The sequence below is a fragment of the Bacillus mobilis genome (assembly GCF_001884045.1).
In the GTDB taxonomy this organism is placed as follows: domain Bacteria; phylum Bacillota; class Bacilli; order Bacillales; family Bacillaceae_G; genus Bacillus_A; species Bacillus_A mobilis.
Genome location: NZ_MACF01000057.1, coordinates 1 through 18628 on the forward strand (window position 1 = coordinate 1; position 18628 = coordinate 18628).

Below are 18628 nucleotides of genomic sequence, written 5' to 3' on the forward strand. Positions count from 1 at the left end.
AGGCTTCACTTCTGGTTTAGTCTCAGGTTTTTCCTCAGGCTTCACTTCTGGTTTAGTCTCAGGTTTTTTCTTTTCTACTACATTAATAGAGTTATAAAGGAACTGACTATATGCTTCACGTGTTACATGCATTTGTGGTGAATACATATTACCTCCTGTACCAATTGTAACTCCATTTTCTTCTAATGCACTGATTGCACCATAAGCCCAAGAATTTGTATCAACATCTGCAAATTTTGTTGTTTTCGTACCCTTAAATTTAAAAGCATTTGTAAGTACTTGTGCCATTTGCTCACGAGTTAAAATATCATCTGGGCCATATTTCCCATCACCAAATCCACTCACAAGTCCAGCTTTAGCAAGTGCTAAGATTTCTTTCTCAAACATATGTCCTTTAATATCAGTAAATGGATTTTTGAAACCAGCATCTGCATCCGCTGGTTTTACGTATGTATAAATCATACGTGCTACTTGTCCACGAGTTACATTGTCACCAAAACCAAAGACATTATTTCCATACCCTTGCACTACTTTACGGTTTGTTAAATCGTAAATTGCCTTCGTTGACCAATGATTTGCTGGAACATCATTATATTTTAATGAATCTGTATTATCAGCTGCACTAACTGAAGCTCCTGTGCCTAAAACTGCTGTCCCCATAATAGTCAATGCTGTTGCTGTAGTTAATAATTTCTTTTTCATAATTTATTTCCTCCTTTTTAATTCCATTATTCTAATATACAATCATTGCGTAAAACCAGCAATGCATTCATCTATTTCAATGATATTAGAATTAATGGTATAACACCCCCTAGCACTGAAATAGCTGCCGGCAAACAATAGTACATACGAGTTACCTTCCACCCATCTGTCACTAGCGAGATATTCATTTTTTTAAACTTAATACTGTGATATCCGGTTATTGTTTTAAATCGTATAAAAGATTTGAAAAGCAATAACAAAGTAATAAATCCTGTCAAAATTGATGAGCACATGAAAATTGCAATATGCACCATTAATGCTGTATATAATACGCCTTCCTCTGGGCTAATTAGGAAATAAAACAAAGATGCAACAATAATCATCTTCGTGTCACCAGGAGAAAAACGAATTAGTTTCATATTCTCTCGCAATATCCCTACAACTAGTGAAACGCAAACTACACACATTAGATCTAATAATTTTATATGTGTTATTACGCCCAGACAGATACAAAGAACTAAAAATATAAGATGCCAGTAACCTTTAGTTTTTAAGTACAGAAAATCTGTATAAATGTTAAAGAGCATATATGTAATAAACAGCGAAACTATGAGTAGACTCATGTACCAACCCCCAACTACTCAACATTAATATTAGGTATTTATAACTATATAAAAATTTATTTATTAGTTATATATAACTAATAATGTTCCTTTAGGAACATTATAGCATATTTAAAATTAATGTACACATTTTTTACAAATAAAATTTATTAATATAAAAAAGAACTGGAATATAGGTGTTAGTAAGGACTATCAACCTATATTCCAATTCTTTTTTTATAAATATTAAATTAAATTCACTATATTTCACTTCTTAAAAATTCTATTAAACAGAGAAGTTTTCCTCTCCTTCTTATAGTACTTATTACCTATAATTTCTTTTGTTATAATATCCATACTATCTACAAATTCTTCATCTATATCTTTATGCTCAAATGGAATCCTACCATCATATAGACAGTTATATGTAATTACGGGATCTATATGTGGAATATTTATAACCCCTTCTAATCCTAGAGAATTACATAAACCTTTACCATCTACCCCTTTATTCATCTTATTAAAGATAAAATATATTGGATGGCCTTCCTGCTTTAATTTTACAAAATTCATTACTCTATCTATTTCCTTGGCGATTAAATAAGGTTGAGGATCTATTATAATAAATATATAATCCATATAGCTAAATGCATCTAGTGGTACATTCCCCCCAAAGTCTACAATATTAATTGCCTTTTTCTCAAAATGTATTTGTTTTATTAATTCATTAATTCCCCACTCACCAATTTTACTTTTTCTAGTATCAGCTACATTCCAATAAATATCAAAGACCTTATTATTAAACTCCTTGTTTCCAATTTCATTTTGTTTAATCATGTGAGGAATTGACATGAATTGATTATCCTCTTCTTCGTGTTCATGTAGTAACAATGTATCAAAAAAATACGGATTTATTGGTGGTTCTACTATAGAAATTGCTAGATCATAATCACTCATTGCCATTGCAAGATTCATAGACACAAAACTACTACCTGATTTCGAACTTAAACCGCATATTGCTATATTTTTATTTGCAACGGATACTACCTCGGTTTTTGTTTCATAAATCTTTTTCTCTATAACCTGCTTTTTTGTAAGTATCTTGGTTTTTATCTTTTCATTAGAAGTAGAAAATTCATTTCCTACTTCATAATGCCATCTAACAACATCAGCATATGTTGTATTCCTCTTAATATGCTTTTCTATTAAAGGGGTGAAGTTTTCTCGCTCCTTCCCTTTTTCATCTATAGTTTCAGTCGATAACGGTATTACATCTGTAATGCCCATACTCACAACAGCAGCTACCGTTTTATCCCCTGGCTCTTTATCTATCGCTAATAATACAATTCTTATAGATGGCTTACTAGCACGAATAGATTTAATTCCAGTTATCAAACTAGCACTATCTGTAACCCCTATATCAATTAAAAGTAGCTTTAACGAAACCTGAGCTGCTGAAAAACAAGCTTGCTTAAAACTATCTTCTTCAAATTCACCAATTTTTATAAAAGCAGCCTCTCTTTCGAGAGCAGCTTTTATCTCTTCAACAAATTTAGGACGTGCTATAATACCATCCATCCTTACACACTACCTTTCTACAAATGAATTTCATAATGCTCACATTTCCAACCCGTATCAGTTTTAATCCACTCAGCCTTTACACTAATAGCTTGTACATAAATGGATTGAATAACATCCGTACCTACATCATATGTAGTCCTATATGTTGCATAAGATGTAATCTTAGTTTTTTCACTATTTTTCGCTATTGCCCTAAGCTCTTGGATGTCTGTTTGCTTAACCTTTAAATCTTCTTGCTTTCTTTCTTTTATACTTAAAAAATTCTTTTTAGCTTCACCAATCAAATACTTTTCAAATTCCTCGGATTTACCTTCAGACATCTCTTTAATAAATCCATTCATTTCTGTTTTTACCTCTTCTTCTGAATGGAATTTCGCAATTTCATTTTTTAATTGTCGATTTTCTCCATAAGTATATATAAATAAATAAGAAACCGTCATAAATAATATGACTGCCACGCTTATAATCACTCTACTTTTCAAATTGTCCCTCTCCTTTTAGATACTTAACGAACAATTCGTCCACCACCGTAATATTGTCTATTCCAATATCCTTCAAATACATTATCAATTTTTATACCCGAACTGTTTGAGTTAATCATTTTCCCATTTCCAATGTACATTCCAACGTGTGTGACTTTTGGCCCTACGTATGTTCCATAGAAAAATACAAGATCCCCAGGCTGTAATTGTTCTTTACTTACTCTTGCTGTGGCATTATATTGTTCTTGCGCTGTACGTGGAAGATTTATCCCAGCTGCCTGTCTAAAATTCCACTGCATTAAACCACTACAATCAAAACCTTGTGCTGGATTGGCACCTGCCCAAACGTAAGGTCTACCAAGGAATTGTGCCATAGATGTATATACTTTATTAGCATCAAACTTTTGTCCGCCACTTCCATCTAAAACTATACCTCCACCTTGATTTCCAGCTTCACAATTCATCGTTAGTCCACCCAATGAATTTGCTATTTGTGTAGTTACAGGTACCCAATCTTTATTCATTCCCTGTGGGTCATTGCTTGCCCCCACTGGAGCATATTTAGCACCTATTTTTGGAATTGTTGTTAACCCCTGTGATATGTATAGTTTATATAAGTTCTTCGCCATAAAATCTAGTCCCTCATGTAAAGTAGAAAAAGTCCATAGTCCTCCACTTCCCATAATTCCTCCAGGATTATTTTTCTCTCGAACCGCCCTTGATGTTCCTCTTCCGGTTTCGTGAAATGCGATTGAAATAAAAATAACTGGATCAATCTTATGTTTTTCCGCTATGCTTATAAAATCATCTGTCATCCCTTTAAATTTCCCCGCTTTATCCATCTGTTGACGAATTAATTCCTTATTTAAAGTACCGCTTGGTGTACACACCGCTCCTGTTCCTGTACCTGCATCGGGAAACATCTGCTGTATTGTTCCTGCTTCAATCAGCTTTTTAACATATTCTTTCTGATCCTTTGTAAACTTAGCATCATCCATCGCCTCATCTAATGTTACAGAGGAACTTATTACACGTTTTCCAGGCATATCGCTAATCTTCTTTATATTGTTACTTATACTATTTCCTGAAAGATTAAATTTCGCAAAAAAATCTTGAACTGCCTTTTTCCCTTTAATTTCTTTACTAGATGTAACTATTTCTTGCGTTTGTTTCTCTTCACATTGGCCAGTTTCTTTGTTTGTTTTAATACATTTTTCTTCTGTTTTATATTCTTCATATTTAAGCTTTATAAAATGATAGGCTGAATCATGAGGATCTTTTCCATCTAAATGATTTTCGTACTTGACCATATCAAATGCGACCAGTTCTACCCAATTAATCTGTAAGTTAGTTGCTACCTCTATATATTTTTTAATGGTGTCCTCTTTTCCACCTGGAGTTGAAGATGTTAGTAAAAGAAAAGGGCCTAATAACACTAAAACAATCCCAGTTATCAAGACCATCAAAATTGGTTTCCAATAATCTTTTAAAAGTAAAGCTGCCTTTAAGTAAATCACCGTTTCACCTTCTAAAACGTTCTAAAAAGAACATAGAGTAGTAATATTTACCTAATAAAATAAACTCTACGTTCTTTTAAGAACAAATATATTTATATTTCACCTTAATTCTATTAACGGCCTCCAGCCTCACCAAACATAATTAATTCTTCTGGAGAAATATCTATTTTTAAATGCATTCGTCTATTACCAGCAATAAATAGAGCTTCTCCCCTATTCCCTTCTGATAATGTATGTATTTCTCTTTCTGATAAAGTCATTAATTTTTCTAATGCTTCAATATCTTTTTCACCTTGTCCTAGTAAAATTTTATATACAGGGTTATTTAGTAAGGCTTGTCCATATCGCTTTACAGCTGGATCTAAGAAATCTACTAAATCCTGTGTTATTACCATTAAACCGCCTTCATATTTACGAATACGTTTTGAGGTATTTCGTAAAAACTTAATTGTTTCTGGGACTTCAGGATCAATTAATAAGTAACATTCATCCACACCAAGTAAAACCTTTTCTTTTCTATTTTTTGAAACCTCATTCCAGGCCCAACCTAAAACATTATAAAATTGTGCCCTTCTAATCTCATCATTCGCCTCTAGTAAGTTCTTAATATTTAATACAACAAAATCTGATTTAGGATTAATTGTAGTCGGTCCACTCCATAAAAATGAATCTGCTCCTACCGCTGCTGATCTTAATAAAATAGATAGATCAAGCCAATCCTTGCTATTTGCACCCGTTAGAGAAACGTTGGATAAGTCTCCCCATTTTTTTGTAAGTTCCTCCACATTTTCCTTCGATAAATCTAATAGTATAAAGTATAAATCTTTTAATGTTGGATACTGTTCATTAGGTATGTCTTGTGGATTAGTAGCCCAATTAATACCTTTTGAGTTATACAATGCTTCTAAGGCTACTTCCAATAAACTCATATCTCTTCTACTTATATTACCTAAATATAGTTTGAAAAATGTTCGTAAGAATTGAAAGTGATACGCTAATGGGCCACTATTATTTCCTTCAACTTCTTCATATAACTTTTCTTTTTCATCTTTATCATCTAATGGGACATCTCTTATCTGTAGGGGGTTTATTCGACTTTCTTGTGATCCCCCACAATCAATAGCATCCCCATCCATATTTCTTGCTAAATCACCATATTCATCTTCTGGGTCTATAATGATAATTTTTGTTCCACGACCATACTCACCACGTAAAATCTTTTTAACAGCTGTACTCTTTCCTACACCTGGGCGGCCGATAACAGTTAGATTTGAGTTTGTTCTACTTTCTCGCCTAGTCCAGAAATCACAAAGAATAATCCCTCCACCTTTATCAGTACCTAATAAAATACCTTCACCGTCATTAAGACCTGAATATACAAATGGGAAGCCTGCTGCTACGGACTCAGCTGGCATATTTCTAGCTCCTATATCTTTAATTCGATTTTCCATCATCCCCCATGGGCCTACAGTTCTTAATCCTTCTTCTTGTAGAAACATCGGTGTTCTTGCCCTTAACCCTGCTGCTGCAAGCATACTTTCTACTCTTCGGCATCTCGTATTTAATTCATCTAAATCTTCAGCTGATACTAAAAGTACCACCGTCATTAACATTACTTTTTGCTGTTCTCTATCAATCTTTTTTAAAATTGCCTTTGCATCATCATATTGATCCTGGGCCCTTTCTCTTGAAACTGGATTTCCCATATTTTCAATTTTGGCTCCAAGTTCACCCATAGAAACACGAATTTCATTTACTAAATCATATGGGTCAATAGGTTCCGTATGCATTGAAGTTACTACACCAGGAATATTTGCAATTCGACTTAGCCATGCTTCCCCTACACGTTGAGGATAATCAGTTATAACAAGTACACGTTGAAATCTATCCCCATAGTTTAATTGTTTAGGCTGAAAATTTATAACACTAGGTGTAATTACATCTAAGAATCCTGACAATTGATTTTTGCCAGCAATCTTTTTCTTCTTTTCTTTTACCTTCGCCATATTTTATGCTCCCTCATTTTCCTCATCATTTACAGTATCATTACCATTATAAAAAGCTTGTATAAATGGGCCATTATCTATCGGCGCTCTTTCCACTGAAGATTGTGCTGAATTTCCAAATAAGAATTGTAAATCACGAATCATTTGATCATCACATACTTGTCCGGATAAACTTGCTCCTTTAAGTTCTTGTGCAATTTCATTACATGTTCTACGTAACTGATCCTGATCCATATCATCTTTGTTATTTCGGCTTGATATTATGATATAAAATTGACGTTCTACCGCCTCACCACCACTAGACATCATAATTGCACGCTTGATATCCTGTTCTATAATTTTTCTTTTAACTGGAGTTTCTTCATTTGCCTTTTTCTCTTGTAGTCTATAGATATAACCATCTAAATCAACTGGTCTAGCAATAGTTAATGTTTGTTGACCACGAGTTATCCCGTTATAAACTTCAGTTAAACTTTTAATTTTTCTTCGTTGTTCCTTCTTTGATAATAAATCCATATTTAAAGGCTGAACTTTTATAAACCCTACAATCGAACCGTTTTTCAAATGAAGCAATTCATTGTTAATATCCATCACGGGCATCCACTGTTGAGCAACTGCTTTGTTTTTTTGAGTTGCAACTTGCTCCGGTGAAAGATTTTTTTTAGATTTACTCTTAAAAAGACTCATTAATCTCTTTCTCTCCCTTCACCAAAAACGTAATAAAATCGTTTAGGTCTCGCATTGAACTGCCTCATCATTTTTAAAATATCTAGTAAGTTCACGCCAGTACGTGGATTTTGAACCGATATACCATATCCTATACCTGCACACATTACAGCTAGGAATATCCTAACAATTATAGGAATTCCGAAAACTCCTAATAACAGTAAAAGCATAAATCCAACTATTGCACCTGCTAAGGTGACGAAAATTTCTCGCCACCCAAAACCAGGTATTAATTCAAATCGTGCTTTAATGTTTTTAGGGATTAAATACGGATTCTCAAACTCTCTATCTTCCATAGATATTAAGCTCCCTTCGTCATTGCTTTTCTCATTATAACTGCTGTAGCTGCCTGCTGAGCTACGCCTGTTGCCATTCTCCCTGTTCCTGTACTATGAACCCAATTTTGAAGGGTTTTCGGTACTTTGATTGCCACCCAAAGAATCCCCAAGAATAGGAATAACGACATAATCGGAAAATCTTTGTATACCATTGTTTTTAAAGCCTCAAAACTAAGTTTTAACATAAATAGCTGTGAAGCCTGGGCTAATGATATCGCTAAAACATCTTTCCACCAAGCTGAATACATCCCTGAATTTGTAACCAATCCAGTAGCCAAAAGTGGCCCCGCTACAGCTGCATAAGCTAATTCAGCTGCTCTAATAGATGTTTGTATAAGAACAATAATAATGGCTACAACAGCCACAATAACCGATAATAATACAAATAGAGGTATAACAGATGTTGATTTTGCAATTAAATCCAGTGTTTGCTTTATTTCACTAGTACTCTTGTCCCATTTGGCTCCAGGTAATTTAGCTACATCAACAGCCATCTGTGTACCAAATTTATATACATAAGATACAATCCAAGGCATCGTACAAATAACTGCTACCGCTTGACCAGAACCTTTTATAAGTGCCATAGGATCTGCTCCACTATCCCCATTCATTCTAAGTATATAAGTGTATATAGCTTGGAATGCAACAACAACTACAACCCAGGATAGAGCAATAACTTGCGTATAGATTATGGCCTGTTTTACAATATCTAGTTCTAATACATAAACAGATACGCCAGCAATTTCGGCAATTATTTTTAAGAAAAATTCAATTGCTCCATTAATCCAACTGTTAAATATCTTATCTAATATGAATCCCATGTTTTTTAACCTTCTTCTTAGTTATAGTAACTAGCCCACCATTTAATTAACCCTACAGCCGATACACCAATTGCTGTTGCAATTAAAATCTGTTTAGTACGTTTATTTGCATGTGCAATATCAGCTGGATCATTATCAGACATTTGCTTTTTAAACTGTTGCCAAGCAACCATACAACCACCCGCAATAGGAACTAATGCGATAAGCCATGTTGTAGCATCACCAATCATTTTTTTAGTACCAGAATAAATCTTTGGCTCATCAGCCGCATATGCTGAAGTATCAATTACAAACAGTGCTGCAAACAATACATATGGTAATGCAAAAGCTAAATAATGCTTAAAACTAATTTTTTTCTTTTTACCTTTATTCATTTTTAAATCTTTATTTTCTTCCATTCCCTAATCCTCCTAAATAATGTCCATATAGCTTTCTTTTTGTTCAGCTACATCTATTGGTTCATTTGTAATTTCCATTGTTGCTTCAAATTCTTCTGTCTCAGCAGTTTCTTCTAAATCATTTGTCTCATTAGCTTTTTCGATTGCTTCAAGTTCTCCTTCCCATTGTGCTTTAAATGGATCAAATACATCAAATCTAATATCTTTCTTCTCCAAATCACCCCTTTCAATGGGTATAAATTTAATAGGATACTTCGAAATATCAGGAGTAGGGACTCTTGTAGCATATTGACGTTGCCTAATAACAATCGCTTCAAAATCTGGAAATCTCATTACTTCATCAGGTGTTAACAGTTCACGTTTTGATAGATTCTGTGAATAACTAGCAGAAAAGTCTTTCGTTCTAGTAGTAGCTGAATAGCCATCAGTTGCAACTGTGTATGTTCCTAATTTTTTACTAATAACTTCTGCTGTTTCATTATCACCAGTCAACAAGTATAACCAGACTCTACAGTTTCCGGTTATTGTATTAGCCAATTTCCCATACTTTTCTTTAATTTGATCCAATCCCTGAACAACAATGTTATATCTAACTCCCCTACTCCTTGAAACAGTAATTTTAGTGTCAAAATCTGAAATTCTCGGCATATTACCAAACTCATCAAGTAAACAGCTAGTTCTTATTGCAATTCGTCCCTCTGGTCTAGAATTTGCCAAATTAACCAACTCAAAATACGTTTGATCTATATATAACGTTGCTAAGAAATGTCGAGTCTTAACTTCGTCAGGGATAATAAGGAATGTTGCTGTTTTCTTTTCACCAGGTTGTTTTAAATCGTGATCTTGAAAACTAGTCATATATGCAATTGAAGGATCTGCAAATAATCTTAAATCTGCTGCAACAGATGCAAAGAAGCTACCACGCATTTTTTCAGGAGCCATACCAGCTGTAGCAAATGCTAATTTTGCAAGGTGGCCTCGTTCTAACGATTCAATCAATTCCAATAAGGGAACATATTCCTCCATCATCCCATCGCCAATTTCACGTTTCTTAACTACCCCATACTCAACTAGCAATTGAAACACACTAGCCATATGCTTTTGACTATCTTTCTTTGATTCTATGGCTATATATAAAATCAATGCGGCAATAACACTTTCGGCTCCAGTAGCCCAAACAGGGTCGCCCGTACGCTCTTTTTGATATACGATCATGTTTGCTATATTCCATGCTGCTTCAGAAGCTTTCGATTCATCATCTTCCTTTAAAGCATCTACAACAGCTTTTATTGGATTCCAATGATGTGTACTAGCCTTAGGTTTACGGAAATCCAACATTATTACTTCGTAACCCTGTTCTTCCAAGAATTTCTTGGTTGCTGCATATAATTCACCCTTTGGATCTGTTAAAATCATACTTTCGCCAGCTTTTGCTAACGTCCATATTGCAGGATAAATAATTCTTCGTGTTTTACCTGAACCAGTTGTACCGATAATTAATGTATGTTCATCTTCCGATACAAGCCATACTTTTTTCTTTTTTAAATCAGCCCCCAGGACTATACCAGCTGTTTTTATAGGTTCTTTTTCATATTTCCAAACACTATTATTAGCATCTCTCTCTTTTTCAGTTTGCCACCTACTTGTCCCAAATTGCCCACCACCGGATGCCTCTGGACCGCCAATACCATTCTTCATTTTATTTTTTATGCCTCTATTTTCTTTCCAGATAATCAAAACAATAGCTGTGGCAACAAAGCCCTGTAATATTAAATAAAATGTTCCATAAGATTGCTTCAAAATTACCCATGGGTATATAACGGAAAATGTAGTTAAATTATTAATAACAATTTGAAGATCAATTCCCTTAAATAAAAGGTCTAAATTATATACAATCTTTGGTAAGATTAGTAAATCAGCTAAAATCACAAAAACAACTAAAAATATTCGGAATTTCAACCTCTCTCTTCCCTTTCTTGTCTTTGTTTTTGTTCTTGTTCTTTTGCTCTCATCATTCTTTTTCTTGCATATTCCATTTCTTTTTCTGATTTCATACGCTCTTTTTCTAACTCATTCCAGAATGACTTCCATATCTTATTAATTGAAGCGTTCGGATTCTTGAATGATGGCATTTTATAAATATATGGAGCTTTAACATTTAAAGTCTCATTTAATTGTTTATAACTCTCTTTATTTACATAGGTTGCTTTTCCCCATCTTTGATTTTCCTCGTTAAGAGCTCCTACTTGTTCAATTATTTTTTCGATTTTTTCGGGTGGAGCATTACTTTTCACCCGTCTATTCCATTCAAGTACGGTATCTTTAACCTTTTCTTCTGACATGCCTGTAGCAAATAGAACCTTACTGTAATCCCGAATAGTTTTTTCGGTCATATCCTGTACTCTTAAAGGTCTTTTTAAGTATTCAATGTCGTTTGTTCTTTTTTCATATTTTTTTATTACCTTAGTAACTAAACTTTGAGGTAACTTTCTTTTTTTAGCCCAAACATTTATTTTTTCTTTAAATAACGAATTGTCAGATGCCACGCCTCTTAAAATCCTTGCATAGACCTCGGTTAAATGTTCTCTATCTGGCACTTCCATTTTTTCGACTACAATATTTTCTAACTGCAATAAAGTTTCATCAGCTTTTTGTTCGTCAAACTCTAATTCTTGAAAAGTCTTGAATGGGTATTTAAAATCTTCTGGTTTAACACCTATATTTCCTAATACTTTATCCCATGTATTCTTACGTAAAAAATTAGATCCTTCTTCGATTTTTTCATTAATCGCATACAAATCTACTCCTGCTATTTCATTAGAACGAATCCACTTTGAAACAACATCAATTCTTTTACTCTCAGAAACTTCACTTTGCTTTAGGGCAACACTCATGCAAAACGCTGTCCATCCAGCTGCCGCTTCATCCCTGCATATACCTTGCGAAAATGTTTCAATCATTTTATCCACATCTTCTTTTGAAACTTCACTGCGTTCTACTAATTTATATGGATAATCCACAGATACATCTGTTATTTCCTCAATCTTGCTAAAATCTTTTTTCGATACAAAGTTAGAGTTCGCTTTTTTTTCGATCTTATTTAAAACTTTTTCAATCCCATCTAAAACGTCATCGTATCTATTTAACTTGGATATAATTTCATTATTTGTCCAACCTGCTAATTTTAGTATTTCAGCTCCAGTTTTAATGTCTTTTTCATCAATAGTTTTAATATCTTCTTTTGATGAATTAGCAATACTTTTGCTAATTTCTTTTTCACTAACCCCCAAATCCGCTTTCTCCGACCAGGTTTCAAAAACCCTTTTGATTTCATTTTCCGAAAAGGATAGATGTTTTAATAATGCTGCACTTTTTTTAGTCACATCATAACTAAGATCTTGTTTCGGTTTACCATTAGCTTTTATAAATTGCATTTGTGCCTTCATCGCTTTTTCTTGGTCAACTTTTGGTAGAAAATTAATCCTTGTCTCTAATGCACCCTTTAAAAGAACCTGCGAAACTCTTTTTTGAATGTCTTTCATTGCTTTTTCTTTCGCTAATTCTATTTTTTCAGGATCATGAGAATGTAATTTTGTTAGACCTTCTACGGATGATAAATAACGTTCTGTAGATTCCATAAATTGAGGTCGATTTATTAACCAATTTGATATTTCATCAACCTCTTTTTTGACCTCATCTGGCATAAATGCATAACTCATACGGCCCTTTTCTGGTAACATTTTGGAAAGTTCATAAAGAGACTTCTGCAATTTTTCAATATCATGCGTGTGTATGCGTGGTGCAATGCCAACTTGTGTTTTATCTACTTCATCTAAACCTTTTAACATTTTGACTGCATCTACAACGTTGTCTAAAGCGAACTCTCGAATGAAATCACGTTCTACAGTTTTTATTAAATTTAATTCCTGCCTTTCTTCACGATATATTTCATTCATAAATACATTTTTTACATCTCTATGTTCCCCTTTAGACAAAGCCCCTCTTTCACGCTTAGTCTCTTTTTCCCACATCATAAGGTGAACATGCGGATGGCCCTTTTCCTCATGAAAGGCGGCAATCCATTTCAAATTACTTTCTGTAATACCCATTTTTTTTGCTGCATCTGGAACTGTCGAACGAAGAAGATCTTCCCATTTCCTTTTTTCCGTAAATCCTAGATTCAAAGCATCTTCTTCTTTTAAGCTAAGTATCATTCGCCAAACAACCCCGTCATGCTCTCTTAGTTCTTTTTGTACGTCTTTCAAAACGAGAGCTTCATTACTATTTTGGGTAAAAAGGCCATGTGATCCAGGGCGTTCCCCAGCATACTTTGCATGATGTGCGGCATCTGTTTTTTCTTCTAACTCTTCAAAGTCTTTTGTTGTTTCCATACTTACGCCTGGTCTTGTTCCTATGTATTCAACATGGGCACTATTTTTTTTAGCATTAGAAGTGCTAGGTAAATAAAAACTTGTTTTCATGATAAATGGAGCTTTCATACTTCTTTTTATACCTTTCAATAAATCAAATCAAAAATTTTAAAAAATTAGTAATTTATTATTCATCAATATCTCCTTTTGACCTTAAACTTTCTACAGATTTAATCCGTGCACGAGAATATATGTCTTTAACATCTAAATTCTGTCTACCTAATGATTCAACTAACATATACATCGCTGTACCTGCTGAAACTGATCCTTTAGCACCAATTTTCGCAAGACGTTCTACCGAAGGTTTCAGTACATCTCTTAAAGCTTCTCGTATTTCAACTTTAATAAAATCCATATTATTTTCTGCATAATGCCTGTGTAATCCCTCTTCACAAAAACGCCTTACTACATCTGCTGTATCTTCTCCCCTCTCCTCTGCTACCGCATTTAATTTCGCTTTTAAATCTGTTGGAACTCGGACTCTGAGTAGGTCATTATACCTACTAATTTTATTTTTATGAATAATTATCACCACCATACTTTGTTGCTACATAGTTATTTAGTACTAGTAAAATAGTATCACATTTTGTTCCCACATAAAAGCATTTTATTAAAGTAGAATGAACACAAATGTGTTCACGAAAAAACCATGATATACCAGGCTTTGCCTGGTAGTTGTAGCCACGTATGTGGCGTCCCCCTTATCCTGCATTACTAATTTTTTTTGCTCAAAGAGCGAAAAAAATGTCGTTCGCTCCACTTCGTTCCGTCCTTCCGTATCCCCCGATTTTTCTATATATTTATTGGATTTACGCAAAAAAAAGAAAGATCACTTCGTGTAACGAAATGATCTTTCACGTATTTCACACCTTATAATATTCATGCAGTTATTCACATATTAATTCTTCTCATATTGGAACATCATCTAATAATAATTTCTTGATTCCCCTCTAATCCATCCTGAATTTTCTCCAAATTGGGATATAATTCATAAATAGCACCAATGGACAAAATTAGCAAAGTTATAAAGATAGCTATAGGAATCCTAAATAATAGTCGCATCTTACTTTTCATAATAATTATAAATAGTATTAAAGAAATCCAAATAAATAAGTTAGATAACAATACTTTCACCCTCCATGATATTAAAATATTTTAAGTGTATTTTAGCATTCTTACAAAAAAACAGAGAAGATATTAGCCACTATATTATAAAACACAAAAACAAACTAGTTTATAAACTAGTTTGTTTTTGCGTTTTACTTGATTTAACCATCCATTGGATCAATAAAAAAGTCTTTATCACACTCCAGCAGAAACGTGGGATTATATATTGGGTATCTTTGCCCATCCCCCGAAAAGGGGTATTAATACAGAATATCCCAAATATCATTTGGATTACCCTTAAAAATATATGTTTCACATCTTCTATAACTGTATCGACATGTATCAAATATAAATAAGTTGTATTTTTGAAATGAAAAACTCTACATTTTAAGCTGTTTCACAAAGTTGCATTTTTTGACATCAAGTTTAAATTTCTTATGGATTAAGCTTATCCCCCTTTTTCGGTGAATAGGCATAAACAAGCAAAGAAAATTTATTATGAGGACGTGTTATTAAAAAAGGGGGGTGTTACAAATGTGGAGAAATATAGAAAAATATCGAAAGTGATTGCGCTTTGGGTTAACATAGTATTAAGGTAACTTTCCTAAGTAAGTATTTAAGGGGTGAATAATTTGAGTTTGACATATAAGAGACCGTTAATTTTTATTGTCCTACTGTATATTGTATTAATAGCTTTTAACTATGCAAATCATAATCAATTTAATTGGTTTGAAAACCTTATAAAAACACTATTTATAGTAGGTTTTTTTGAAATTATGATGTGGTTATTTTCTTCAAAAAAAACAACCTCTAGAAAATAAGAGGTTGTTTTTTATCAATCACCAAGTTTTCCCAGTCCATCCTTCTTCTTCATATATACATGTACCTAGATACCAAGCAAGCTGCCCAGCTAAACCAATTAAATTACCTTTGACGCCTAATCTGATCATTTTTCTAGCTGCTAATTCATATTCTTTGTTAGTAATATTAGCAATAATAGAACCTATAAAGCCTACTGATAGAAATTCTTTATAATTTGCTATAAGTTTTCTTTCTATACAGTTATCTACAGCTTCCGTTTCTTGTTTGAATGGATCTTCATAGCCAGGTGGTGTATTTACACGTTGGATTTCTTGTCTCAATTGTTCTAATTCTTCAGTTTTACCATATTTGTTTTCTATCATATCAATATCAATATCTACTACTCTTCCATGTTTATCTTTAATTGCAGCTTCTTCAACAACAAATTTCAATTGTGCAGCTACTTCTTGCACTAATTTTTCTTCTTCACTATTAATCTCTTGAGCTTTGGAGATTCCAGCGAAAGAAGTTGTAAACAAAGCGAGTACAAGAGCCATCGATACAATATTTCTTAATACAGTCTTCATTTTTAATCCCATCCTTTTTTCCTTATTTATGCTTTTTTACCGGTATTTTCTAGCACAACTCTATCTTAATACATAAAGCTATAAAAATATATACCCTTCAGAAAGCGGAAAAATAATGAAATCCAACGATTATTACCTTTAAAACCGCTGTTTCAAGATATTTACAGTTTAATAATTTTAATATTCTGTATTTTATTTATCAATTTAATTACGGATACAGATATAATGTTATATCGTAGATTAACTGTCTTTAAGAGCACAATTTGGGAGGGCTGATTAAAGTTTTATTGTTATCTAATTGTATGAATTTCGTAAAATGTCTGGTGCTATCTCTTATAAAAAGTGGGTACAATGACGTTTTCTTAATCCCCCTTTTCGGGGGATGGGCAAAAACACCCATATTTAAAATTTCTCAATGTGTGAAATAACTAAATATGGTAAAATTATATTTGCGAGATACATATTATTAAAATTAAGATGGTTCAAGTCGAAGGAAGGCACCTTAGGGTGTCTTTTCTTTATAAAAAAAAGACGCATTACGCGTCTTAAATTAATTTTTACTATATTTTTCTTTCATTTGATCCATTTCCACTTTAAAACAATTCGAACAAATATTTTTATATTCTCCTACCCAAGGTTTTACTGGATACTCTACTGTAGCCTCAAATTCACCACAATCTTTACAAACTTCATTTTTAGTAAGCTTACCGTTAGTTCCTATAATAGCCATAGCTATAGACTCACTATCATACGTTATACATTCGCAAGTCTTACTTAATATAGTATATTCTGTCTCACGGAATCCTGGTTCTCCAACTCTTTCTTTTTCAATAGTAATACAACCTTTTTTACAAATTGGACATGAATAATCTCTAACCATTTTTATTCCCCTCTCATAGTTTTTTAATCTAATAATAGGATAACATAGGAATATACATACTAAAGAACATTTCACCAATTGCCTGGCAGCATATCAATTTTTATGGACGTTATGAATTTAGTAAATCCCCAACTGTAGTAAATTTAGATGCTATTATTAAGGAAATTGATATTCTAACCAGGTTAGCACAAGAAAATTCATTAAAAGAAAAACCTTAAACAAAACGGCAATCTTCCTTTTTAAGAAAGATTGTTTTCTTATTCCCCCTTTTCGAGGGGATGGGCAAAAACACCCAATGTAGCTAGGGCTATGGGGAATAAACAGCGATCCAACGGGTTAACGTTGGCTGGGTTTGGGCGAGTAACCCATTAAATTTTTTGTTCTTTGGATTTTACGCTCCGTCCACCTTGTTAAGCGAAACTCAGGAACGTACAGATTGTAAAAAAGATTAGCTGCAGCTGCCAGCTAATCTTTTTTCTACAATCTGTAGTTATCGAGTTGAGTAAAGGTGGAGCGGTGGCTTACGGAATGTAGGCAACTGCCGTACATCCCGTGCCATGAGCCCTACCAGTTTTCAAGTTAAAAGCAACTACTAACATTTCAATCAAGACAACCTAACTTATAAACTAGTTGACTTGATCTCGCATCTGTTCTCCTACTTTTTCCAGACTGAAAGATTTTAATTTTTCCCAACTCTTTTTAGGGTGTCTCTTCCTTGTATGTCTTTTCTTTTGTTCCTTCTTAATAGCATCTAAAAACCCACGTTAAGAATTAATTACAAGAATTTATATAGAGAACACCTTGCGTTCTCTCAAAGAACAACAGTTAACCGTACTCTATATTGCCAGAACACGTTCGAGAACGTGTTCTTATTCTGAGTTCTAGGTGGCATTATATTTGTATAGATATTTCCCCTTAAGAACACTAGTTGCTCTTAAGGGGAACGACATTTATTATGTGTAAATCACATCGAAAACTAAACTAGTTGTCAATTTAGTTTAAACTAGTTTATAAACTAGTTTATTTATATTTATAAAAAATTAGCTATTAATAGCTAATTTTTTATATCGCTTTTCATTTTATTGTATTTTTCTAAAGCTTTAAGCGCTGCTGATTTTGGCTTAGTACCCATTTCTGAAACCTTCGGTTTTATTATTTGCTCACTTACATTACTTTCATTACTATTTCCCTTTATATCAGAAGACGGGATTTCTTGAGCGATGTGAGCTGATGGTACTTCAACCTTACCGCCTATAGTATCGTCCTCTTTATCCGAAATCGGCATCTCATTCGTATTATTAGTTTTAATTATTTTGTTAAGCTCAGATGTACCACCAATCATTGTTAAAGCTAAATTTAATAGCATCTCTTGTCCTATACTACTAGATAGCATTTCGATTTGGCCCTGAGACAAATTTTCTGTAGTTAACGGGATATACAATGCTCCTGTACTACCGCTATTTCTATTGAACTTCAAACCATCTTGAATTAATTTTTCAGTAAGTTTATTTCGACTTATACCTAATTCCGATTTCATTTCATTAAATTCATTAATCCATTTAGCATCTATAGAAGGTGTAAATGTTCTTCCCTTACCTGCCTCATAACCGACGTTACTCATATATAACACCACACTTCATATTCTTATAT

Annotated in this window: 16 protein-coding genes; all 16 read right to left on the reverse strand. The window is 33.3% G+C overall.

Features of this window, described 5'->3' with window-relative positions; genetic code table 11:
• A partial coding sequence (locus BAQ44_RS09360; protein ID WP_211274088.1) for an S-layer homology domain-containing protein occupies positions 1-702 on the reverse strand: 702 nt, incomplete at its 3' end.
• Positions 703-773: 71 nt separating this feature from the next.
• A complete protein-coding gene (locus tag BAQ44_RS31380) occupies positions 774-1121 on the reverse strand; it encodes a hypothetical protein (RefSeq protein ID WP_223698062.1) in 348 nt (115 codons plus the stop codon).
• A gap of 450 nt (positions 1122-1571) precedes the next feature.
• Positions 1572-2882: a response regulator transcription factor gene (locus BAQ44_RS09370; protein WP_071721508.1), complete on the reverse strand. Its 1311-nt coding sequence runs from the start codon at positions 2880-2882 to the stop codon at positions 1572-1574.
• 17 nt (positions 2883-2899) lie between these two features.
• On the reverse strand, positions 2900-3367 hold the full coding sequence (locus BAQ44_RS09375) for a hypothetical protein (protein ID WP_249024724.1): 468 nt from the start codon (positions 3365-3367) through the stop codon (positions 2900-2902).
• A 23-nt stretch (positions 3368-3390) separates the two neighbouring features.
• Positions 3391-4884: an NlpC/P60 family protein gene (locus BAQ44_RS31790; protein ID WP_071721509.1), complete on the reverse strand. Its 1494-nt coding sequence runs from the start codon at positions 4882-4884 to the stop codon at positions 3391-3393.
• A gap of 113 nt (positions 4885-4997) precedes the next feature.
• The gene (locus BAQ44_RS09385; protein WP_001151311.1) at positions 4998-6890 is read right to left on the reverse strand and encodes a VirB4 family type IV secretion system protein; all 1893 of its coding nucleotides are present in this window, start codon (positions 6888-6890) and stop codon (positions 4998-5000) included.
• Positions 6891-6893: 3 nt separating this feature from the next.
• Entirely contained in the window at positions 6894-7577 is a 684-nt protein-coding gene (locus BAQ44_RS09390; protein ID WP_000051765.1) for a TraC-like domain-containing protein, read from the reverse strand.
• Positions 7577-7912 carry a PrgI family mobile element protein gene (locus tag BAQ44_RS09395; RefSeq protein ID WP_000390116.1) on the reverse strand — a complete coding sequence of 112 codons (336 nt, stop codon included), beginning with the start codon at positions 7910-7912 and terminating at the stop codon, positions 7577-7579. The genes BAQ44_RS09390 and BAQ44_RS09395 overlap by 1 nt, the downstream gene beginning before the upstream one ends.
• A gap of 5 nt (positions 7913-7917) precedes the next feature.
• Complete coding sequence (locus BAQ44_RS09400) at positions 7918-8775, reverse strand: conjugal transfer protein TrbL family protein (protein WP_015670408.1); 858 nt, start codon at positions 8773-8775, stop codon at positions 7918-7920.
• A 17-nt stretch (positions 8776-8792) separates the two neighbouring features.
• Entirely contained in the window at positions 8793-9149 is a 357-nt protein-coding gene (locus tag BAQ44_RS09405) for a conjugal transfer protein (RefSeq protein ID WP_240514313.1), read from the reverse strand.
• A gap of 36 nt (positions 9150-9185) precedes the next feature.
• Positions 9186-10871 (reverse strand): VirD4-like conjugal transfer protein, CD1115 family, encoded by a 1686-nt coding sequence (locus BAQ44_RS09410; RefSeq protein ID WP_240514314.1) that lies wholly within the window; start codon positions 10869-10871, stop codon positions 9186-9188.
• A 257-nt stretch (positions 10872-11128) separates the two neighbouring features.
• Positions 11129-13672 carry a MobP3 family relaxase gene (gene mobP3 / locus BAQ44_RS09415; protein WP_071721511.1) on the reverse strand — a complete coding sequence of 848 codons (2544 nt, stop codon included), beginning with the start codon at positions 13670-13672 and terminating at the stop codon, positions 11129-11131.
• 58 nt (positions 13673-13730) lie between these two features.
• The gene (locus tag BAQ44_RS09420) at positions 13731-14141 is read right to left on the reverse strand and encodes a hypothetical protein (RefSeq protein ID WP_071721512.1); all 411 of its coding nucleotides are present in this window, start codon (positions 14139-14141) and stop codon (positions 13731-13733) included.
• Positions 14142-15549: 1408 nt separating this feature from the next.
• On the reverse strand, positions 15550-16110 hold the full coding sequence (locus BAQ44_RS09435; protein WP_000523417.1) for a hypothetical protein: 561 nt from the start codon (positions 16108-16110) through the stop codon (positions 15550-15552).
• Between the two features lie 538 nt (positions 16111-16648).
• Positions 16649-16978, reverse strand: coding sequence for a hypothetical protein (locus BAQ44_RS31385; RefSeq protein WP_000251190.1), 330 nt, complete (start codon positions 16976-16978; stop codon positions 16649-16651).
• A gap of 1054 nt (positions 16979-18032) precedes the next feature.
• Positions 18033-18599 carry a hypothetical protein gene (locus BAQ44_RS09445; RefSeq protein WP_071721514.1) on the reverse strand — a complete coding sequence of 189 codons (567 nt, stop codon included), beginning with the start codon at positions 18597-18599 and terminating at the stop codon, positions 18033-18035.
• Positions 18600-18628 lie beyond the last annotated feature (29 nt).